The organism is Anabaena sp. EIM26, from assembly GCF_057568715.1.
In genome coordinates this window covers 5,460,226-5,481,132 of record NZ_CM172472.1, presented here as the reverse complement: position 1 = coordinate 5,481,132, position 20,907 = coordinate 5,460,226, and the positions used below count along the sequence as shown (strand labels likewise).

Below are 20,907 nucleotides of genomic sequence, written 5' to 3'. Positions count from 1 at the left end.
AAATGTCCCTAGAACATTAGTACTACAAAAATCTTCCCTTAACAAGATAAAACTTAAAAATTTAAAAGGCAAAAGAGAAATAACTGACTTTGCTTTTGCCTATTTACTTGCAATTTTTTAGCTTTTACCTGTCATTTAGCCCCTAAAATACTTGCCAGTAGAGCTTTTTGAGCGTGCAATCTATTTTCGGCTTGATCCCAAACCTTTGATTGGGAACCTTCGATTACTTCTTCGGTAATTTCTTCACCGCGATGTGCTGGTAAACAGTGTAGAACAATTGCGTCTGGATCTGCAAGACTCAATAATTGTTGAGAAATTTGATAAGGCTGGAAAATAGGAAGCCGATTATCAGCTTCTGCCTCTTGTCCCATACTTGCCCAAACATCAGTATAGAGAATGTGTGCGCCTTCTGCGGCTGCTTTGGGGTCATGGGTGAGAACAACTTCTGTTTTATTATTAGCGTTCACGGAGCGTGCGCTTTGCGCAATCGCCCTAGCTTTTTCTACAATTTTTGCATCTGGAGCATATCCCGAAGGAAAAGCCACCCGCACATTCATTCCCACCAAAGCACAACCCAGCATGAGGGAATTAGCAACATTATTCCCATCACCCACATAAGTCAAAGTTAGACCAGATAAATCACCAAAACATTCTTGAATAGTCAATAAATCGGCTAAAATCTGGCAAGGATGTTCTAAATCTGTCAGTGCATTAATTACAGGACTTTCGGCATAGCTGGCAAAAGTTTCCAAATCTTCCTGGGCAAAAGTACGAATTGCAAAAATATCCAGATAACGATCTAACACCCTTGCAGTATCCTGAAGAGGCTCCCCACGACTCACCTGAGTTACATTGGGATTAAGATCAATTACCTGTCCACCCAGTTGGTACATAGCCACCGTAAAACTAACTCGTGTGCGAGTTGAAGCTTTGGAGAATAATAACCCCAGCACTTTATTACACTGCAACTGTAGCTTTTGTGACTTGAGTTGAGTTGCTAATTGCAGAAGCTCTTGCAGTTCTGTGGAATTAAGGTCTGCCAGACCTAATAAATCTCGTCCGATCAATTCTGCCATGCTGATGATTTGTAAATAATAATGTTTTTCTGTATTTTTACTCAGCCGCGTCAACAGGAATACAGACTTAACACTGTACCAAATATTTTTACCTTGATCTACGGGACTATAGTCACCCTAGTGATAATATTTTGATTAGAACTTACCCATCAGGTATGGGGCATTGAGAATTTTTTCCATAACCCCTAGACAAATTATTTATTTATGCTACGATTATTAATCGTTGAGTGTTTTAAGCCATTCAGCAATACGCCAGCATAGCACAGTGGTAGTGCATCCGACTTGTAATCGGAAGGTCGCGAGTTCAAATCCCGCTGCTGGCTTTATGTTTAATTCCTTCGATATCCGAATTTTGGATTGATTTCAGTGATAAGCTGTTGTGCATTTAATTTGTATAAGTCTGGCGGGCAAGATGCCCACCCCACAGGATTTAAGCATTTTAGGATTATCTAATTTAGATGCGTAACAGCTTAAATCCGGTATCTTGTACCATTAAGGTTTGCCAATATATCCCCATTTACCATCCACATTAACTAATGCCAAGCCTTCCGAAAAAGGTTTTGCAGAATCGAAATTCGGGGGAATTATAAACTCACCAAATTGATTAATATATCCCCATTTACCTGTGATTTTAGCAGGTGCTAATTCTTCTGCAAAAATATCAACTTCATCAAATTTTGGCTGAATTAAAAAATTGCCGGACTTATCAATATATCCCCATTGATTACCAACTTTAACTGCTGCAAACCCTTGGGAAAAACTTCCAGCATCATCGAATCGAAATGGAGTTATAGCTTGACCTAATTTATCAACATATCCCCATTTATCAACTGTTTTAATAGCTGCTAAGTCCTCAGAAAATGATTTAGCATCTTCAAAGATAAATGTAGGAGAAATAATACTAGGAATAATGAATTTACCTGTTGCTTCGATATATCCCCATTGATTACCTGTTTTAACTGCTGCCATACCTTGGGAAAAGGATAAAGCATCATCAAATTTTAAGTCAGTGATGCGTTTGCCAGTTTTATCAATATAGCCATATTTGTTATTAATTTTGACTATAGCTAATCCTTCTGTAAAAGGTGCAGCACTATCATACTCAACACGACTAATAAGTTCACCTGTTTTATCAATGTAACCCCATTTATAACCAATCTTAACGGCTGCTATATCTTCGGACAATGGCTCAATCCAATCAAATAAATGCAATGGAATTTGGGGGTTATTTTCTGGTGTTTGAGATATATTTAGATAGGTGTAATTATTTTTTCGTCTCTGGGTAAAAGTATTCTTTTTAATTTCTTTAGGGTCAAATTTACCAGGACGTTCTGAATAAACACTTGATTTAAGAATATCAGCTAAAGTAATGTTATTATTATTTGGATCTTTTTCTCGTAAACCTTCATAGAAAAAGAGGACTTCTCCTTGAATACCCACCTCACGATTATATTTGATCACTTCGATCAAATCTTGTGGTTTAATTAAATATGTGCCTTTTTTATTAAGCAGTACACCAGGAATCAGTTGAGATAATTGTTGTTGATTAAATTGAGTTGTTTTGATTCTATTGATCTCATTTTTATAATCTTCAATTTTTTCTCTGTATACTTGTGGATGAATTAAATCGACAAACCCCAAATCAACCCAAGTTTGGGAATCTTGCAGATAGTTTTCATAACCCCAAGGATAAATACTGGGAGACAAAGAAATAATTAATTCGGGATTGACTTGAATTATTTTTCGGTAGAAGCTGTTTAAAAAATGGGAAAGAATATCAGCCCTCCACCTTACCCATTGTTTCCATTGCGGATTTTGCCATTGTGGATCTGGAGGAATTATTCTTTCTGGCGGTTTTGGTGGTAGTTCATTAAACACATCCTGATAGCGTTTAATAGTTTTGTCATCATAACTTCCTTCTATTGGTAAAGCTAGAAAGTTATCATCTCCTTGAATACCAGCAATTCCATCACCATATTTGTTGATGATTTCTAAGAATAAACTTAATAGAAAGTCTTGCACTTCGCTATCAAGAGAATTTAACCAATAAAAACCATTTATAACCAGGAAATTACGGTCAAAATCCAGGGCTGCCCATTCTGGTTTCTTTTCCAGAATTTTACCCCCTTTTTGTCCAAAAGAACTCTTAAAGCCATATTCAAGCCAAGGGATAACAGCAATATCAAATTTTTTGGCTTCTTCGATTAATTCTCTTAAAGGATCTCTGTCTTTAAATTCTTTCAGGTCTTTTATTTCTATGCCAAATTTTTCTTTCATCACTTGGCTAGGATAGTTGGTTGTGCCGTTATTCCAGACAACAGGAAATACAACATTAAATCCAGTATCGGACAGGAATTTCATCGCCTCGGCAATATTTTTTCTTTCGTTTAAGACTGTGCTATTTGTGGTGGTGATCCAAACGCCGCGAATTTCCATAATTTAGATTCTATAGGATTCTTATTTGATTTTTGATAGCTTGTATGGCGTAGTTATATAAACTCAATGAACTTTATATTTCTTCTTTTCTGTTCCCTGTTCCCTGTCCTAACTATAAAATTTATTTTGCACGACTACTTATTTTCTCTGACTATTGCTAATCCTGCTGATAAAGAATGTGCTTCATCAAATTTTGGTGGAATTATAAATTTTCCGGTTTTGTCGATATAACCCCATTTGTTATCTTTTTTTACTCGTGCTAGTTCTGATCCAAAAGGATCGGCTGCATCAAATTGTGGCGGAATTACGAATAATTCTAAACCAGGAATATATTGAGAAGAAATGGTAGGAATTTTCAGAACTCGACAAATAAGTGCTGCTATTTCGCCTCTGGTGGCGTTTGTGTTGGGTTGTAAGCGTCTGATGTCGGGGTAGTTAACAACTATACTTTGTTGCGTTGCGGCGGCGATCGCATTCATAGCATAACTGGGAATTTGCCCAAAGTCAGTATAATATTTTTTTAAAGTCGCGATCGCATCTCCTTTCACCCTATAACCTAACCCTGAAGCTAAAGCCGTTAAAGCTTGGACACGGGGAATTGGTTGACTGGGTTTGAAAGCACGATTGGGATAGCCAGAGAGATAATTTGTTTGATATGCTGAAGCGATCGCTTTAGCTGCCCAATGATTAGCCGGTACATCTATGAAATTAATCCCAGGACGAGATGATGATTGTTTTGGTAAAGCTGTGTAAATAATCGCCGCAAATTCTGCACGAGTCACAGGTGCATCAGGACGAAAAGAACCATCTGGATAGCCTTTGAGTATATTACGCTCCCCAGCCGCAAGAATAGATGTTTTTGCCCAATGGTTCTTAATATCTGCAAAAATGGACTCGTTTAACATATCAGACTTGATGCTACGTAAACTTGATATTTATAGTTAATAGCAGAAAATTTGAGCTTTTTTTTGGTAAAAGACGTATATTTCCAACATCCAATCCTAATTATTATGATAGATAACAACAACATCTTATTACGTAATCTTTGGTACTATGCACTACCTAGTTATCTCCTGAAACCAGGTAAGATGATGGCGAAGATTTTCTTGGGAGAACCCATACTGCTAATTAGAAGCCAAGATGGTCAAGTTTCTGCTGTGCGGGATATTTGTCCTCATCGCGCTGTACCCTTAAGTTGTGGTCGATTTGATGGACAAGAAGTAGAATGCTGTTACCACGGTTGGCGTTTTAATCCTGCTGGAAGTTGTGTAGCGATTCCATCTTTATTGCCAGAACAAGACACGGATTTGAGTCGCTTCGATGTGCAATCATATCCAATTCATGAAACTCAAGGCAATATTTGGATATACATGACAGATGGGGATAAATCTCAACCCAAAGCTTCAGAAAAGGATGTTCCAGTAGTTCCAGGTTTTCCTGAACAACTCCCTCAACTAGTTGAAGTCATGAGTTTTCCTTGTTTTATTGATCATGCGGTGACAGGTTTAATGGACCCTGCTCATTCTCCTTATGTACATCGGGTATGGTGGTGGAGAAGCGGAGAACTGCATGAAGAAGTTAAACAATTTGATCCTTCACCTTATGGGTTTACAGTCCGACGACATAAGTTGTCAGATAATATGGAAAATATGAGCCGATTATATTGGTTAGTCGGTGGTGGTATTCCTGAAGTAGAAATTTCTTTTCGTTTACCAGGTGTGAGAATAGAAGAGATAACTTTTGGTAAACATCGACTTTGTAATTTGACAGCAGTTACACCAATTTCTGAGACAGAAACAGAGGTAACTTTTGTTCTTTATGGAATGCCTACTTGGTTAACTGTATTCAAACCTTTGATTCATGTATTAGCACGAAAATTTCTCGACCAAGACCGAACAGTAGTAGAAAAACAGCAAATTGGACTCAAATATGATCCAGTTCTACGATTAATTAAAGATTCAGATATGCAAGCGCAATGGTACTACCAGTTAAAACGGGAATTTGCTCGTGCTACATCTGAAAAACGGGAGTTTGTCAATCCTGTTAAGAGTCTGTTACTGCGATGGCGTGCTTAATAGTGTCTGAATCAAGATATCCAGGATTAAAGGATGAACAGGATGAAAATAGGGAATTGATCACCCAGAAAATCTGGGTGAAAAAAGCTAAATTATTTCTTGGTGCTGAAGATAGTAGTGAACATCATCAACATCCCACCTACCAAAATAGCGATCGCTAATCCCCCAGCCACCAAATCCAAAACACTGCTATTATCCATAGCTTATCCCCTATCTCAATGATTATTCTTGCACCCAGACCGAAACTGAGCCACCTTGACAATGGAACTCAGCCCAACCCCATTCATTAGTATAAACTGGCTGTTTAATATGTTCTGTCAGGTCGTAAAACTTGGCGTTAGGTTTACCAACTTCCATCCATTTACTACCACCAGATCCATCACTCATAATTACAGCCAAAGCTTTGGGATGTTCTCTATCTCCCAGTCTTGTCCACCCAATCACATTCGGGTGATCAAAGTAGTCATACTGTGAACCATAGGCAAAATTCTGACGGGCATGGAGGAATTTGTCAATTAACCAACGATGAGAAGGCAGAAAAATCTTGTATCGGTTGCCGTCTTTTCCCTTATCTTCATATTCTGCACCATAATAGTCACCATAGAATACGCAAGGATAGCCTTCAGCACGGAGAAGAATTAGCGCATAAGCCAAGGGTTTAAACCAAGGTTCAACAGGTGCTTCTAAAGCTTGCAATGGTTGGGAATCGTGGTTTTCGACAAAAGTAACAGCATGGGTTGGTCGTTGCTGCATTAATGTCCCATCAAGAATACGCCGCATATCATAGTTACCACCTGATTTACTGGCATAGTGAAAATTGTAGTGTAGGGGAACATCAAACAAGGACATTTTGCCCCCAACAGCATTCAGATACCAGTGCAATGTGTTGATATCGTTATACCAATATTCACCCACCATAAATAAATCTTTGCCCGCATATTGCTTGAGGTGATCTAACCATTGGGGAAAGAACCAAGCAGAAATATGTTTTACGGCATCAATACGGAAACCATTCACTCCCGTAGTATCAAGATACCATTCACCCCAATTAGTTACCTCATCTCTGACTTCCTGGTTTTGAAAGTCCAGATCACATCCCATCAGGTAAGCAAAGTTACCTTTTTCTAAAGCTACATAATCATCAAATCTTTTACCATCTAACAAATAGATAGTATTTTGCTCTTTACTATAATCATCGTAATCTACAGCATCAAAGTGCCACCAATGCCATTGAAAATCAGAATGTTTACCTTGACGACCGGAAAAGTTGAAATGGGTGTAAGCGTTGATATCCCGTTGCCAACCTTTGGGATTAAGGCGATCATCTTGAGAGAATGGTGTAGCTTTAACTACTTCTTTGCCATCTCCTCCCATTCTGTGATTGAGGACTGTATCTGCATAGACTTGTAAACCATGCTGTTGGACTGCTTGAATAGCATCTAGGTATTGTTTGCGATCGCCATATTTGGTGCGAGTAGTTCCTTTTTGATTAAATTCGCCCAAGTCGTACATATCATATACGCCATACCCCACATCATAACCGCCCGACATTCCTTTATAAGCTGGTGGTAGCCACAATGCTGTAAAACCTGCATTAGCTAATTCTTGAGCTTTATTTTTGACATCATTCCACAGGATTAAATCGGGGTCGATATACCAGTGGAAATATTGCATTATTGTGCCGTTGATTTGAGACATTTTGCTGATTTCCTCACATAGTTCACAAAATAATGGCGAAATATAGAAAGCTCATCCATTCAGTGTTTTGGATAGCCTGAGCTTTTTTATTCCTCCAATAGTTACTTGCTGTTTTACGGGAAATCACTGTGTTTTTCAGGAAATTTGCGGATTGTACCAATTCCATAAAACAATCTAAAATATGCGTAGCGATCGCTACAGCTAACTGGCTTTTGTAATATCTTGTAGTACAATTGGTATCGGTTACATATTCTTGTTGCTGTTGACTTATGATTCGACTGACCATACCCGATGACACCAATGCCCTAATTACCATAGCCCAAGCTATCGGCTTTGAGCCAAAAGAACTTGAGTATTTGAGTAAAACGCTAGAGGATTACTTTAGTAGCAACAGCAATACTGGTAATTTCTGGATTACCGACGACGATAATGGTCCGGTTGGGGTTGGCTACTGTGAACCGGAACGGATGACTAATCAAACGTGGAACTTGCTATTAATTGCCATCCGACCTGAACTTCAGGGACAAGGACGTGGTGGGAAACTGCTGCGCTATGTTGAACAAACTTTGACGACACGCGGTGGCCGTATGCTATTGGTGGAAACTTCAGGACTCCCAGAATTTGAGCGCACAAGGGCATTTTACAGCAAATGTGGCTATCAGGAGGAAGCACGCATTCGCGATTTCTACGCAACAGGCGATGATAAGATCGTGTTTCGCAAACTGCTGTAAATACAGAATAGGGCGATCGCTAATCTGGAATTTATGCACATGACAGAATAACTAACCACAGAGGCACAGAGAACACGCGTTGATTCCTGAATTGTTAAATTAATTCATTCCTGTTTTTGTCTTGTTTGCCAAGAGACATAGAAAAACAAAATAGCCAGCAAAATATAGCCCACAGCCCAACTACTACCTGTTCCCCAACCCAAATTCACAACCGTATCTGCGATCGTCCATTGATAACTGTGCATTAAACCTACCCAAGATAATGCAGCACCACCCAAAGACCAATAGGCAGCTTGCCGAAAATCTCGTTCAATAATAAAAACAGTGATAGCCGCTAAAATCATCGCCGAAAAAATAAACCCCTGTTCTAAAGCAAAAGCGCCATCAATATAGGTATCACTCAATTTAAACTGCTCAATTAAAGCTGGTGTAAATGGCTTGTCTGGAGTACCCATACCCGCAGCCCGCAAGGCATTTTTAGCCATTAACGCTCCCCACCCGGCAATTCCAGGTAACAAGCCCACAACCACTGCCGGCGCATGGTGAGAGGGCGTAGCGGTGAAGCTTTGGGCAACTATGACAATCCCAATCCAGAGGACAATTGCCATACCTGCCTCAATGGGGACAAAATAGGCAAATAGGGCGATCGTGCCACTTAAACATAAAATGCCCATAATTACACCATTAGCGATCGAATAACCCACCCTTGCCCCCAAAGCCTTCCATCCAGGATGACCGATATAGATAGTTGTGGGGAAACAAGAACCGAAAACCGCAGCCACAATAGTACCAATACCGTTAGCAGCTAAAGATGGTATAGCCGGAAAAACATCTCCCGCAGCTTCCGCACTTTCTAAGTTTTGAATACTTCCAACGAGGTTAAATAATCCCATTGGTAAAATGATGCTGAGGTATTCTACTAAGACTGTGCGACTTTCCCAAAGTTGTCCTATGTATAAACTGGGGAAATAAAAACCAATAGGTGCAAAAGCCTCAGTAAATTTAACATTATCCCAACTAACTAAACCTGTTCCCCAAGCTAAAGCAATTCCTAATAATACGGATAATAAACCCCCAGGTATGGGAAAACGCACTTTCCCAAAGTAGGTAACGAGGATCACACCAAAGGGAACTAAACCGACGACTGGGTTAGCAAAGGTGCGAAATAAAAAGCCAATAGCAATAAAGGTAATAGCGATACCACTAAGGGTAGAAAGCATAGCCGCACGGGGTGCAATGCGACGCAATGGGTTAACAATAAAAGCGCCTAAAAGTTCAATTAAACCTGAACCTAAACAAGCTACAATACCTGCTTGCCAAGCTAGTTCGGATGCTTGTTCAGGAGATACACCTTTAGCTAGTGCTGCTAACCTCACAGGTAACATGACTAAGAAAATATAGGCAAATAAACTAATGGTGTTGATACCATAGGGAAGGGCAGTAATATCATCCCGTTGTTCTTTTGTACCTTGTTCTTTTGCTAACCAAGCATAATAAAAGTTACCAACAATTAAACTAAAAGCCACACCTGGTAAAATGCGTCCATAGACTAGGGAAGGTGGGAAACCTAATACACCTTGGCATAAACTGACAATTAATAATATTTGAATAAAGTTATCAAGTACAAGTCCAAATAAACCATCTATATCTCTGCGAACAAACCAACGCGGGGTTTTCGGTGTTGGGGTTTCCATGTTTTGTGAATTTTGCTTTTTCTGGGTTTACAGCGATTTTCAGGTAAATGAACTACATTTTTAAATCTCACGCAAAGACGCAAAGGCGCAAAGTAAGAGAAAAACAAGAGTGTGGTACGAATACATGAAAACTGCTGTAAGGATATCAGGAAATGGTTTACACTACCTAGTAAATAAACCTTCCTCTTTCAATACCCTATTAATTCTGGCACAATAGAAATAAAGACATATTGCACCGACAATAAAGTATATTTTCCAGGAATAGTAAGATGTATCAAACAGATCCGCCCCGTTCACCACAAGAAGTATTACCAACGATGTATGATCTCAAAAGTGAAGATCCAGAGGAGAAAGGTTTGCCTGATCAATTTCATTTATTACAACCAAGGTTATTAGACGAAACTTTTAATTCTCCTACCTATCCTAGCAACAAAATCTTTACGGCTAGTGATATGAATTTATATTATGACCCCAATCATTCAACATGCTACAAAAGACCAGATTGGTTTGTATCTGTGGGAGTTTCTCCTCTTTATAAAAATGGTGATTTGCGTTTAAGCTATGTAATTTGGCAGGAGGGAATTACGCCTTTTGTGATAGTTGAATTACTATCACCAGAAACAGAAAAGGAAGATTTAGGACAGACTTTAAGAGATGTGGAAAAACCGCCGACAAAGTGGGAGGTTTATGAACAGATTTTAAGGATTCCTTATTATGCTATTTTTGACCGTTATACATATACATTTAGAATGTTTAAATTAGATGGTGGACGTTATGCCGAAATCAATTTATCAGATGCTCGTTTTTGGATACCGGAAATAGAATTAGGTTTGGGAGTTTGGGAGGGGACATATAATAATATTCAGCAGCCTTGGTTACGGTGGTATGATGTTTCTGGTAATTGGGTTTTAACTCCGACGGAACAGGAAAGAAGACAGAAGGAAAGATTGATAGAACAGTTAAGGGCGCTGGGTGTAGAACCTGATATTTAATTTGTCTGATAGCGAAGCGTGGCGCAAGCCATATCAGGATGTCCAGGATTTAAGGATTTTCAGGATTTTTGTCTTATTTAGACAATTGGTAGCATTTCAGCTACTACAATTTCTAAATCAGGAAAATCTAAAGGAGATATTTTTTGTTGTTCTGTGATAATTTCTTGATTTTGATAACCTTCTGTTGTGGGATTTCTAAATACAATTAATTCGCGTTTCACTACATCTAACACCCAATAATCTTTAATTCCTGCTTGAGAATAAGCCTTAGCTTTGATTTCTGTATCTAGTTTTAAACTACTATCTGCAACTTCAATAATGAAATAAATTTCATCTGGTGTAGGATGATGATCTGCATAGTCTAGCGGATCTATTATCACTACAGCAATATCTGGTTCTGGTTCAGACCTTTCATTTAATTTTACAGGGTCTTGAACAGTTATCCAAGCCTGATTTCCTAAACGATTTTGTAATAATTTATTTGTTCTTCCTACTGCTGAACTGTGGGCTGTTCCTTTAGCAACCATCCAAATTATTTTCCCCTCTAATAATTCTACTCGTTCACTTGGCTCAAATATTCCTACTTCAGCCATTCTGTGGTATTCATCAACAGTCCACAGCCGCAATTGTAAGGGTGACTCTGTGGTTTGCATAGTTAATTAAGGTAAATATTTATCCTCTATTATATGATGTTTTATTAAGGATTAACTGAATAGAATCTATATTTTATAAGGCTTTAATAATTTTGGCGAAAAATACGAGTACAGACTGTTCAAAGTCGCGCATCTGTGGCAATAATAGTTATGTAGACCAAATAAACACAGGTGAACAATGAGGGAAATTGGTTTTGTAAAGTGGTTTGGTGGATATGACTCCACAAGAGGAAGAGAAAATGATTTTGGATATATTCAATGTGAAGATGGATCACAAATAAAAGTCTATAGAAAGCAAGTTCGTTGTGAAGCAACTTGTTTGAAGAAGGGAATATTAGTCACTTTTAATATAGAAATAAATCCGCAAACGAATAAAGCAATAGCTAAAAACTTAAATTTATTTAAGGAAGTTGGCAAACTGAAAAATTTTGGTAACTCTACTCATCCCAGTAATTATTGGTTTATAGATTCTGATTATCAAGATAATATATTAGTACATAAAAAAGAAATTAATTGTTCTGAATTAGATTTACAATCTGGAAGGCTTGTGAAATTTGAATTGCAACGAGATGGAAATGAATGTAGAGCAATAAATGTACACTTGCTTAATAAAGAAAAAACTGATTCAGATATTGTTGAACTTTGTCTGAGCCACAAAGATCCTAGATTTTGTGCTTTTGGACTTTGGGGTTATCTCAATAATCATTCTCTAGATGAAGCTGTATTTTTAGCATCTCAAAAATTAAACAGATACGCATTATGGGAAAAACGACGTTTTTTACGTGATCTACCAGAACCTATATCGCTTTACTTTGAAGTTGAAAGTCTTACACCAGTATTACCTGATAAAGATCAACGTCAACTATTCTTACAAATTTTAATGGATGATTTCACTAAAGAAGTAGATGATAGTTTACGAGAAGACATATTTAATATAATAAACAAGTCTCAAAATCTTAATTCAAATTTATGCAATAAAGTTATAAGTAAGTTGTATGAATTATATTTAGATGCTCCAGAACATCGTAAAAATCTGAATGAAGAACTACAGATACAATGCTTAATTGAACTTATAAGTCATGTGCAAAATGATTCTCATATTAAAGAAACACTATTAAATGATTTGCAAGATATTTTAGAAGTTTCAGAATCAATTTCTCTGTGGGGCGTAATACCTAATTATATTATTCTAGAAAAACAGATTTGGACTATAGCACCGCGAGATAGACGTATTGGAATACTTGTCAGTCAAATTAGTAATCAAAAAGATTTAAGTCATCAAGATAAATTTTTAGAAATTGCTGAAATACTTGAAGAATCTGTACTAAAAGAAATTCCCTTACTAATTTCCATATTTCAAGATAAATATTGGATTAAAAGTCACGATGCTATTTTAAGATTTTTACCACATATTGAACAAATTACTATCCTTGTAGACAAATTTAAGAATAATGTTAATGATCATGAATTTATCATAGCTAGAATTTCACAATTACTAACTGAAAATTTAAACAATAACCTTCCGAAACTGTTGTCTTTAATACCAGAGAGTGTAAAAAAATACGATGAAATATTAGAGTTTTTACCAGCACAGGAAAAAGTTAATATACTTTTATCCAAACTCAAAAAAGAAGAGGCAGGAGAGAATAAAGATATTATCCTAAAAATAGGAAATATTCTCAAAACTTTTTCTATTAAAGAACAGATTGAATTAATAGAAAGACTACCCAAATGGTTAAAATATCAAGAACCCATACTTCAATATTTTTCTTTCTTACCTCCAGATGAGCAAGTTAATTTAATATGGTCATTAATAGAATCTGATGACTTATCCTTTTGGCATTATTTATCGAGAAAAGCAAAAATAATGTGTGTTTATCGGTTGGAGAAAGAAAGTAAAAATACATCTAACTTTTTAAAGGCATTGGATAAAATCATAGAAAATTATCGAGAAAATGACTCTTTGGTTAGATGCGTACTCAAAATTATATGGGTGAAAGAAAATCGAAATTATGCTAATCAAGTTTTTCAACAAGTACATGACCTGTTAACAAATTATGTAATACAACAAGCAACCACTTCTTTTGAGGCTATAGATATAGACCCATTACTTCCCTTATGTAAACCTAAAAAAGTTAAATATTGTGTCGCAAAACCTTGGGCAACAGATGAAGATAAGCAGTTAAAAACTAACCGATTCTCTCGTGCTTACTGCCCAAGACTAAGAACAGCTTGTGATTTATTCGATTCTAAGAAAACCGATAATTCCAGTTCTGGATTATCTTATGGTGCGCGGCTTTATGCTGATTGTTCACAAGGTTGGAGAGATTGGTCTTTACTAGAGCTTTTTGAAATAGCAGATATTGTACCAAAAATTAAAGACATGAAAGAACCTGAAGATTACGTGCCAAAGTTATCAGGTTGGGTTAATCGCATCAATGAAATTCGGTTAAGATTAAAATGTTCCGTGTGTGAAGATATGATGCCACATCTTATCAAATATGCTAAGTTTCAGGCTAAATTCAGTGTAACAGTTTTCTCTTGTAAACATGGAATTGGTCATGACCGTAATATTTACTTAAATGACTGCTGGGGATGTGAAGCAATAATTGATAGTCGAGAAAGTAAATATAAATCACCAGAAAAAAAATATTATATCTGTATTCACTGTGGAAGTGGAGCGCAATACAGTAATATTTATACTCAAGGAGATATTTGCCCAAAATGTGGCACACCAGCAATGACAGTCAGCAAAGGAAATAATCGCTACCGTCAATGTCGTTCCTGTAATCACCAAATCAAGCTACCTAAAGATAAGAAGATAACTGGACCCCAATGCCCTCAATGTGGAACAAGAGGAATGATGCTGACAGTTAACGAAAAAAATCAGCAAGTTCGTGTTTGTCGCTCATGTGGACATACAAATTAATTATCTTATCTCTTCCGTGAAACTAGAAGAGCCAAAATAATTTTCTAATTTTCAAATCCATTAACAACCCTATGAGTTTTGACAACGTTTGTAAACTACTAGCAGAAAAATATCCCTTTGATTTTGCTAAATGGTTACTTCCCCAAGAACCAAAAACAATCAAAGTCTTAAAAACCGAATTGAGTATAGAACCAATTCGTGCTGATTTTGTCACCTTCTTACAAACAGAAAATCGGATTTTACATATTGAATTTCAAACCAAACCACAATCTAAACCTCCCATTCCTTTTAGAGAGTTAGACTATTCAGTGAGATTAATCCGTACATATCAAGTTCCGGTTACTCAAGTCGTGATTTTCTTACAAGAAACAGATGATCCAATTGTTTTTACTGAAGAATATGTTAACGAAACAACAAGACACCGTTACCGTGTAATCAGAATGTGGGAACAAGAACCAGAATTATTTTTGCATAATCTGGCTTTATTACCATTAGCTCCATTAACCCGGACAAATTCACCCCAAGCTTTATTATCTCAAATTGCCAATAATGTTGCTAAAATTGCAGATAGGGAGACTAAACAGGATATTGCAGCTTACACAGAGATTTTAGCAGGTTTGCGGTTTGAAAAAGATTTTATTCGTCAATTATTGAGTGAGGATCTTATGCAAGAATCAGTAATTTATCAGGACATTTTGCAGAAGGGAGAAGGAAAAGAAGCAGTTAAATTTTGTCTAATGTTACTTAATCAAAGGTTTGGAAAACTTGATTCTGAAATAGTGGAAAAAGTTAAAATCCTACCTGTGGAACAGTTAGAAAATTTAGGTGCAGCGTTGTTTAATATCTCTGAAGTTGCGGATTTAGTAAATTGGTTAAACCAAGAAGAACATTATTAATAGTGATTTTACAAGTAGGGGTTTAGCACTGCTAAACCCCTACATATCTAGGTTTTTTGTAATTTTACGAAAGTCCATTTTCCACCCGTGCTTAGTAGAAATACAATGGAAGGCGCAGACCCTGCGCCCCTACGGTTAAAAATCTACTCCTCGTTTCAATTCCACACCTTGATTAGCATAGTGTTTATGACAGTAAACCTCAGAGTGAATACTGGCTAAATCAAAATATGCAGGTTGATTTTGACAACGACCGGTAATAATAACTTCTGTGTCTCTTGGTTTACGCAATAACGCTTGCACAATGGGATCAACAGGAAGTAATTCTAAATCAACTGTAGGATTGAGTTCATCGAGAATGATAGTTTTATAGATTCCAGATGCGATGCTGGATTTCTGATAGGAAGCTTTGCAACTTAGCTAATTGTATTCCTTGCGGGACAGCAGGAAATGTATCGCAGTTTTGGCAATTTTCAAACCTCTCTCCGCTAAACCTGTTTACAGCAAATGTTATTTTATTAATGTCAAATAAATACCATCAATCCTTAATCCAAAATCATGACGACTATTAAAGAAAAATTCCTAGCTGCAATTGAAGCAGTTCATGAAATCAATACTAGAAGAAACCCTGGACTATCTCGAATATCTCAAAACCAGAAAAATTAAACCAGTAGATATTTCTCACAAAGACGAAGAACCAATATTACGCGGTTCTAAAGCTAAAGATTTGCTAAAATTTGCTGGTACTTAGCAAGGTGATGATTTTGAAGAATGTCTTCAACTTGTTGATGACACTCGTTCTCAGGCTGAATTTTTCAATTAAAACTCTTTGTCCTGGTGGTACATGAATGCGCTTTAATTCCAATAACATCATTTCCACTCTGATTTAGCCAGAGTGCGTCCTGTTGTTCTGGAAAACATGAATGCGCTTTAATTCCAATAACATCATTTCCACTCTTTGGAATATATCAAATATTCTAAAACTAGTATAAATCTCTATTTTTTCCCTCTGCGTCTCTGCGTGAGAAAAATCTTTTAAAACCCCATATCAATGCCTTGGGATTTTAACTAAAAATACCATAAAAAATATCTCATGTCAATATCAATGGCTGAAAAAACCAAACTTCGTCAAATAATTGAGAATAGAATCAATAATATTGAAAATATAGGTTGCTTATTGCGAAAATAGTTAAGTCTACAAACTTTCTAAAAATTGATATAAGGAAAATTGATTAACCGCCAATGAAAGAGGGTGGGGTTTACCCACCCCTACGGATTACCGTTTTACCAATTTCTTCGACATCTTGCGGAGACGAATAGATTGTGGTGTAACTTCCACCAATTCATCTTGAGCGATGTACTCTAACGCCCGTTCCAAACTCATATCTATGGGTGTTTGTAACTGTACAAGTTCATCACCACCAGCCGCACGGTGGTTAGTCAATTGCTTGGTTTTACAAACATTCAATTCCAAGTCTTGGGGACGATTATGTTCACCAATAATCATGCCTCTGTAAACCTTAGTTCCGGGACTGATAAAGAATGCGCCTCTATCTTCAGAGTTTTTCATGGCGTAGAAGGTAGAAACACCTTCTTCAAAGGAGATTAAAACGCCTTTATTCCGAGCTTCAATATCCCCAGAAAGTTGACGGTAATCAAGGAAGCTGTGGTTCATGATGCCTTCACCACGAGTCATCCGCATGAATTCACCACGGAAACCAATCAAACCACGAGCGGGAACGATAAACTCTAGTTGAGTGCGATCGCCTCCACCAGGCTGCATATCTTGCATTTCCGCTTTCCGTTGTCCCAACCGTTCAATACAGCTACCAACTGCATCAGCAGGAACGTCTAAAGCTAGAAGTTCAAAAGGTTCGCAAGGATGACCGTTAACTGTGCGGTAAATTACTTGAGGCTGAGATACTTGAAACTCAAAACCTTCACGACGCATGGTTTCGATTAAGATGCCCAAGTGTAATTCACCCCGACCAGAAACCAGGAATTTATCTGGTGAGTCGGTTTCTTCTACACGCAACGCCACGTTGGTTTCTAACTCACGGAATAAGCGATCGCGAATTTGCCGAGAAGTTACCAATTTACCTTCTTGACCTGCAAAAGGTGAATCATTCACCCAGAAGGTCATTTGTAAAGTTGGTTCATCTACCTTAATTAAAGGTAAAGCTAGGGGTTCATTAGGATCTGTAATAGTTTCACCAATGTAAGCATCAGCAAAACCAGCCACAGCCACAATATAACCAGCGGTAGCTTCTTCCATGTCTACCCGCTTCAAGCCTTCAAATCCCATCAACTTAGTGATTTTGCCCTTCACAATGCTGCCATCTTCTACCACTAAAGCAGCTTGTTGTCCGGAACGGATAGTACCATTATGGATTTTACCAATGATAATCCGCCCTAGATATTCAGAATAATCTAGGGTAGTAACTTGCAATTGCAGAGGTTTGTTAGGATCTCCTACTGGTGCAGGGACGTGGCGAAGAATTGCATCAAAGAGGGGCTGCATATCTACCCCTTCTGCTTCCAAAGTTTCTTTAGCGAAACCAGCCATACCGGAAGCAAACAGATACTTAAAGTCGCACTGGTCTTCGTCTGCGCCTAATTCCAAGAACAGATCCAATACTTTATCAACAGCAACGTGAGGGTCAGCTTGTCCACGGTCGATTTTGTTAATAACGACGATAGGACGCAGACCTTTTTCCAACGCTTTTTTCAACACAAAGCGGGTTTGGGGCATGGGGCCTTCATTGGCATCGACAATGAGCAGACAACCGTCAACCATGCCGAGTACCCGTTCAACTTCACCACCAAAGTCAGCGTGTCCAGGGGTATCAACAATATTGATCAGGGTTTCTTTGTAGCGAACCGCTGTATTTTTAGAAAGAATTGTAATCCCTCTTTCTCTCTCCAACGCGTTGGAGTCCATGACGCAATCCGGAACGTCTTCACCTTCACGGAAAATGCCGGACTGTTTGAGGAGAGCATCAACCAAGGTGGTTTTACCGTGGTCAACGTGAGCGATGATGGCGACGTTACGAATTGGGAGCGTCATAGAGAGTTTATGTGAACTTTAGTGTTTTTAGATTAAGAAGCTAAATGTTTGGCTGTTGTAACAGAATTGGGGATGATTTGCCGATTCTGTAACGAACCTTTAATAATTCTAGCGTAATTGTCACAAATATTGTTGTTTTGAGAATAACTAGCAAGAGAATTTCTTGGGTTTAGGGGTGGTTGTTAGGACTTTCCACAAGCAAACCTTCACTAGCAGCGGCTGTATTTAATTCTTTATCTGCAGATATAAAAGTCAATAAAGGTAAATTATTTGCTATGCAAAGAGTATTGATGGCTTTACCAGCAGCTAATTGAACTGCGTCTTAGCGGCGTTCCTAAATGATAGTTTGAGAAATAGGCTTACCCTGTACCTGAATGAGTTTTCTTTCTTGTTCTTGACTGTCAGCAGGGTACTTAATTTGTTGTAGAGGTTCAGGGGTTCGCATAGAAGAAGCGCGATTTACCCCACGTGCAGTCAGAGTTTTAGAGCTATCGTGGGAAGAATCTGTCCGAATGATGAATAAGCAAATTGATACTGAGCATCTGTTGTTAGCTTTACTTGCAGAGGGTGAAGGCGTAGCAATAAGAGTGTTGGATAATTTGGGAGTTGAATTATCAAACTTAGAAAACTTTATATTAGAAATAATAGCGCCCTGATGTTAACTGAGAGAGTATATTTATTTTACTTTTTTACTCTCTTCTCTTCTTCTTCTCCTCTTCCTTCGTGTTCTTTGCTTCGCAACGCTACCGCGAACGTGTCTTCGTGGTTCATTCCTTCTAAACTCCAACACCAAACCGAAAATACCCATTTAAAAAATGCTATCAGAAAGATTCACCCAAGCCCTAACCTACGCGCACCAACTCCATGCAACGCAGATCCGAAAAGGTTCAGGAGTTCCTTATATTAGCCATTTATTAGGAGTAGCCAGCATAGCATTAGAATATGGTGCAAACGAAGATGAAGCGATCGCAGCCTTATTACATGATGCCATAGAAGATCAAGGAGGTGCAGCCACCAGAGAAGAAATTCGTCGTCGTTTTGGGGACAATGTAACCGCCATTGTTAATGGTTGTACAGACGCAGACAGCACACCTAAACCCCCTTGGCGAGAACGTAAAGAAAAATACATTGCCCATATTCACAACGCTTCCCCTTCAGTGCTGCTAGTATCTGCCTCTGATAAACTACATAATGCCAGATCAATTGTCCAAGATTACCGCTTGATTGGTGATGCCGTGTGGGAACGTTTTCAAGGTCGCAAAGAAGGTACACTTTGGTATTATCGAGCCTTAGCAGATGCCTTTGGAAAAAATCAAATCATGCCCTTAGTCGCAGAATTAGAAAGAGTCGTGACAGAATTGGAAACTTTAGCCACAAAGAAGAAATGAAGGACGAAGATGAAAACAATCATCCTTCAAATTTCATAATTCATCCTTTGGGATGAGAGTCTTTTTTTGACTAACGGAATAAACTACTGAGTGAACTATCTTCGTGAATACGCCAAATCGCTTCCCCCAGCAAATTAGCCACTGAAAGCGTCACCAATTGGGGAAACTGATTACTTTCAGGAATGGGAATGGTGTTAGTAACTATAACTTCTTCAAACAAGCCACTTGATAAGCGTTCAATCGCAGGTGGTGAAAAGACTGCATGGGTAGCACAGGCATATACCTGACTTGCACCTTCTTGACGCAGCAATTTAGCACCTTCAGCAATTGTGCCGCCGGTATCAATCATGTCATCTACTAACACAGCCGTTTTACCTTTAACATCACCGATGACATTTAAAACCTCGGCGACATTGTGCGCCTGACGGCGTTTGTCAATAATTGCCAATGGTGCATCATTGAGCTTTTTCGCAAATGCCCTGGCTCGTGCGACACCACCAACATCCGGGGAGACAACTACAATGTCTTGCAATTGTTTACTTACCAAATAATCTAATAAAACTGGTGAACCGTAAACATGATCAAAGGGGATATCGAAATATCCCTGAATTTGCGCGGCGTGCAAATCCATTGCTAGAATACGGTTAGCACCTGCTTGTGTGATCAGGTTGGCAACCAACTTAGCCGTGATTGATTCTCTGCCGGCGGTTTTGCGGTCAGCACGAGCGTAACCATAATATGGAAGTACTGCTGTTACCTGCCGTGCGGAAGCCCGACGACAGGCATCAATCATAATCAGCAATTCCATTAAGTGGTCATTAACAGGTTGACAGGTGGGCTGAATTAAATAAACGTCACAACCCCGAATTGATTCTTGGATTTGAACATAAAGTTCTCCGTCCGCAAATCTTTTGCGAATCATTGGTCCCAAGTCCATTCCCAAATAACGAGATACTTCTTGGGATAGTTGTAAATTAGCAGAGCCAGAAAAAAGCCGCAGGCGATGATTTTCTGTCATTCCTGTTGCTGCTGGTTGCACTTTTAAAGTCGCAGAACTAAGCACAGCAGATCCTCGATGTGCATTCATGGCAATATTATCATTTAGAGAATTAGAAGATTTTACTGACATAGACTAAATAAAAAATCTATAAGTTTTGTTGAAGATTTTATACAAAGAAAGAAATATTTCTCCATAAAATTACATTTGCTAATTTTCTAGTGCTTGAGTGAAAAAACCAATGAGGATCTTACTGACTTCTATTTTCTCAAATAGTT

16 protein-coding genes, 1 tRNA gene and 2 pseudogenes are annotated in these 20,907 nt (G+C 38.1%); 9 read left to right on the top strand and 10 right to left on the bottom strand.

What is annotated here, in order from left to right; genetic code table 11:
- Nucleotides 1-131 precede the first annotated feature (131 nt).
- Nucleotides 132-1,076 carry an ornithine carbamoyltransferase gene (gene argF / locus AC012T_RS23765; RefSeq protein ID WP_487061345.1) on the bottom strand — a complete coding sequence of 315 codons (945 nt, stop codon included), beginning with the start codon at nucleotides 1,074-1,076 and terminating at the stop codon, nucleotides 132-134.
- A gap of 251 nt (nucleotides 1,077-1,327) precedes the next feature.
- On the opposite strand from argF, the gene AC012T_RS23760 reads away from it, so the two are divergent.
- Nucleotides 1,328-1,399 (top strand) — tRNA-Thr (locus AC012T_RS23760).
- 169 nt (nucleotides 1,400-1,568) lie between these two features.
- Here the strand turns inward: AC012T_RS23760 and AC012T_RS23755 are convergent.
- On the bottom strand, nucleotides 1,569-3,512 hold the full coding sequence (locus tag AC012T_RS23755) for a WG repeat-containing protein (RefSeq protein ID WP_487061343.1): 1,944 nt from the start codon (nucleotides 3,510-3,512) through the stop codon (nucleotides 1,569-1,571).
- Nucleotides 3,513-3,646: 134 nt separating this feature from the next.
- On the bottom strand, nucleotides 3,647-4,417 hold the full coding sequence (locus tag AC012T_RS23750; RefSeq protein ID WP_487061341.1) for an S-layer homology domain-containing protein: 771 nt from the start codon (nucleotides 4,415-4,417) through the stop codon (nucleotides 3,647-3,649).
- 105 nt (nucleotides 4,418-4,522) lie between these two features.
- Between AC012T_RS23750 and AC012T_RS23745 the strand changes: the two genes are divergently transcribed.
- The gene (locus AC012T_RS23745; protein ID WP_487061339.1) at nucleotides 4,523-5,587 is read left to right on the top strand and encodes a Rieske 2Fe-2S domain-containing protein; all 1,065 of its coding nucleotides are present in this window, start codon (nucleotides 4,523-4,525) and stop codon (nucleotides 5,585-5,587) included.
- Between the two features lie 222 nt (nucleotides 5,588-5,809).
- Here the strand turns inward: AC012T_RS23745 and AC012T_RS23740 are convergent, their stop codons facing one another.
- Together AC012T_RS23740 and AC012T_RS23735 are read right to left on the bottom strand one after the other, a co-directional pair.
- A complete protein-coding gene (locus tag AC012T_RS23740; protein ID WP_487061337.1) occupies nucleotides 5,810-7,285 on the bottom strand; it encodes an alpha-amylase in 1,476 nt (491 codons plus the stop codon).
- 22 nt (nucleotides 7,286-7,307) lie between these two features.
- The gene (locus AC012T_RS23735) at nucleotides 7,308-7,571 is read right to left on the bottom strand and encodes a hypothetical protein (protein ID WP_487061335.1); all 264 of its coding nucleotides are present in this window, start codon (nucleotides 7,569-7,571) and stop codon (nucleotides 7,308-7,310) included.
- Here AC012T_RS23735 and AC012T_RS23730 point away from each other — a divergent pair.
- Nucleotides 7,555-8,016, top strand: coding sequence for a GNAT family N-acetyltransferase (locus tag AC012T_RS23730; protein WP_487061333.1), 462 nt, complete (start codon nucleotides 7,555-7,557; stop codon nucleotides 8,014-8,016). The two genes, AC012T_RS23735 and AC012T_RS23730, sit on opposite strands and share 17 nt — an antisense overlap.
- A gap of 104 nt (nucleotides 8,017-8,120) precedes the next feature.
- On the opposite strand, the gene AC012T_RS23725 is transcribed toward AC012T_RS23730, so the two are convergent.
- Nucleotides 8,121-9,710, bottom strand: a complete 1,590-nt coding sequence (locus AC012T_RS23725; RefSeq protein ID WP_487061331.1) for an NCS2 family permease — start codon at nucleotides 9,708-9,710, stop codon at nucleotides 8,121-8,123.
- Nucleotides 9,711-9,979: 269 nt separating this feature from the next.
- Between AC012T_RS23725 and AC012T_RS23720 the strand changes: the two genes are divergently transcribed.
- Nucleotides 9,980-10,702 carry a Uma2 family endonuclease gene (locus AC012T_RS23720; protein ID WP_487061329.1) on the top strand — a complete coding sequence of 241 codons (723 nt, stop codon included), beginning with the start codon at nucleotides 9,980-9,982 and terminating at the stop codon, nucleotides 10,700-10,702.
- A gap of 77 nt (nucleotides 10,703-10,779) precedes the next feature.
- Here AC012T_RS23720 and AC012T_RS23715 read toward each other — a convergent pair whose 3' ends face one another.
- Nucleotides 10,780-11,355 carry a Uma2 family endonuclease gene (locus AC012T_RS23715; RefSeq protein WP_487061327.1) on the bottom strand — a complete coding sequence of 192 codons (576 nt, stop codon included), beginning with the start codon at nucleotides 11,353-11,355 and terminating at the stop codon, nucleotides 10,780-10,782.
- Nucleotides 11,356-11,533: 178 nt separating this feature from the next.
- Here AC012T_RS23715 and AC012T_RS23710 point away from each other — a divergent pair, with 178 nt between their 5' ends.
- Both AC012T_RS23710 and AC012T_RS23705 read left to right on the top strand, forming a co-directional pair.
- Nucleotides 11,534-14,284, top strand: coding sequence for a hypothetical protein (locus tag AC012T_RS23710; protein WP_487061325.1), 2,751 nt, complete (start codon nucleotides 11,534-11,536; stop codon nucleotides 14,282-14,284).
- A gap of 71 nt (nucleotides 14,285-14,355) precedes the next feature.
- Nucleotides 14,356-15,180, top strand: a complete 825-nt coding sequence (locus AC012T_RS23705; protein WP_487061323.1) for an Rpn family recombination-promoting nuclease/putative transposase — start codon at nucleotides 14,356-14,358, stop codon at nucleotides 15,178-15,180.
- A gap of 135 nt (nucleotides 15,181-15,315) precedes the next feature.
- On the opposite strand, the pseudogene AC012T_RS23700 reads toward AC012T_RS23705, so the two are convergent.
- Nucleotides 15,316-15,573: pseudogene (locus AC012T_RS23700) on the bottom strand (cob(I)yrinic acid a,c-diamide adenosyltransferase); the annotation flags it as partial.
- A gap of 162 nt (nucleotides 15,574-15,735) precedes the next feature.
- Between AC012T_RS23700 and AC012T_RS23695 the strand changes: the two are divergent.
- A pseudogene (locus AC012T_RS23695) lies at nucleotides 15,736-16,000 on the top strand (hypothetical protein).
- Nucleotides 16,001-16,453: 453 nt separating this feature from the next.
- On the opposite strand, the gene typA reads toward AC012T_RS23695, so the two are convergent.
- Nucleotides 16,454-18,244 carry a translational GTPase TypA gene (gene typA, locus AC012T_RS23690; RefSeq protein ID WP_487061321.1) on the bottom strand — a complete coding sequence of 597 codons (1,791 nt, stop codon included), beginning with the start codon at nucleotides 18,242-18,244 and terminating at the stop codon, nucleotides 16,454-16,456.
- Nucleotides 18,245-18,756: 512 nt separating this feature from the next.
- Between typA and AC012T_RS23685 the strand changes: the two genes are divergently transcribed.
- A complete protein-coding gene (locus tag AC012T_RS23685) occupies nucleotides 18,757-18,900 on the top strand; it encodes a Clp protease N-terminal domain-containing protein (RefSeq protein WP_487061319.1) in 144 nt (47 codons plus the stop codon).
- Nucleotides 18,901-19,059: 159 nt separating this feature from the next.
- Nucleotides 19,060-19,632: an HD domain-containing protein gene (locus AC012T_RS23680; RefSeq protein ID WP_487061317.1), complete on the top strand. Its 573-nt coding sequence runs from the start codon at nucleotides 19,060-19,062 to the stop codon at nucleotides 19,630-19,632.
- Between the two features lie 70 nt (nucleotides 19,633-19,702).
- On the opposite strand, the gene AC012T_RS23675 is transcribed toward AC012T_RS23680, so the two are convergent.
- The gene (locus AC012T_RS23675; protein WP_487066734.1) at nucleotides 19,703-20,719 is read right to left on the bottom strand and encodes a ribose-phosphate pyrophosphokinase; all 1,017 of its coding nucleotides are present in this window, start codon (nucleotides 20,717-20,719) and stop codon (nucleotides 19,703-19,705) included.
- Nucleotides 20,720-20,907 lie beyond the last annotated feature (188 nt).

Bases quoted from the DNA above. Each gene is read 5' to 3' on its own strand.
- AC012T_RS23680 (WP_487061317.1), top strand. From the start codon at position 19,060: ATGCTATCAGAAAGATTCACCCAAGCCCTAACCTACGCGCACCAACTC.
- AC012T_RS23685 (WP_487061319.1), top strand. From the start codon at position 18,757: ATGATGAATAAGCAAATTGATACTGAGCATCTGTTGTTAGCTTTACTT.
- AC012T_RS23750 (WP_487061341.1), bottom strand. From the start codon at position 4,417: ATGTTAAACGAGTCCATTTTTGCAGATATTAAGAACCATTGGGCAAAA.
- AC012T_RS23755 (WP_487061343.1), bottom strand. From the start codon at position 3,512: ATGGAAATTCGCGGCGTTTGGATCACCACCACAAATAGCACAGTCTTA.
- AC012T_RS23705 (WP_487061323.1), top strand. From the start codon at position 14,356: ATGAGTTTTGACAACGTTTGTAAACTACTAGCAGAAAAATATCCCTTT.
- AC012T_RS23675 (WP_487066734.1), bottom strand. From the start codon at position 20,719: ATGAATGCACATCGAGGATCTGCTGTGCTTAGTTCTGCGACTTTAAAA.
- AC012T_RS23735 (WP_487061335.1), bottom strand. From the start codon at position 7,571: ATGGTCAGTCGAATCATAAGTCAACAGCAACAAGAATATGTAACCGAT.
- AC012T_RS23740 (WP_487061337.1), bottom strand. From the start codon at position 7,285: ATGTCTCAAATCAACGGCACAATAATGCAATATTTCCACTGGTATATC.
- AC012T_RS23725 (WP_487061331.1), bottom strand. From the start codon at position 9,710: ATGGAAACCCCAACACCGAAAACCCCGCGTTGGTTTGTTCGCAGAGAT.
- AC012T_RS23745 (WP_487061339.1), top strand. From the start codon at position 4,523: ATGATAGATAACAACAACATCTTATTACGTAATCTTTGGTACTATGCA.
- AC012T_RS23710 (WP_487061325.1), top strand. From the start codon at position 11,534: ATGAGGGAAATTGGTTTTGTAAAGTGGTTTGGTGGATATGACTCCACA.
- AC012T_RS23720 (WP_487061329.1), top strand. From the start codon at position 9,980: ATGTATCAAACAGATCCGCCCCGTTCACCACAAGAAGTATTACCAACG.
- argF (WP_487061345.1), bottom strand. From the start codon at position 1,076: ATGGCAGAATTGATCGGACGAGATTTATTAGGTCTGGCAGACCTTAAT.
- AC012T_RS23715 (WP_487061327.1), bottom strand. From the start codon at position 11,355: ATGCAAACCACAGAGTCACCCTTACAATTGCGGCTGTGGACTGTTGAT.
- typA (WP_487061321.1), bottom strand. From the start codon at position 18,244: ATGACGCTCCCAATTCGTAACGTCGCCATCATCGCTCACGTTGACCAC.
- AC012T_RS23730 (WP_487061333.1), top strand. From the start codon at position 7,555: ATGATTCGACTGACCATACCCGATGACACCAATGCCCTAATTACCATA.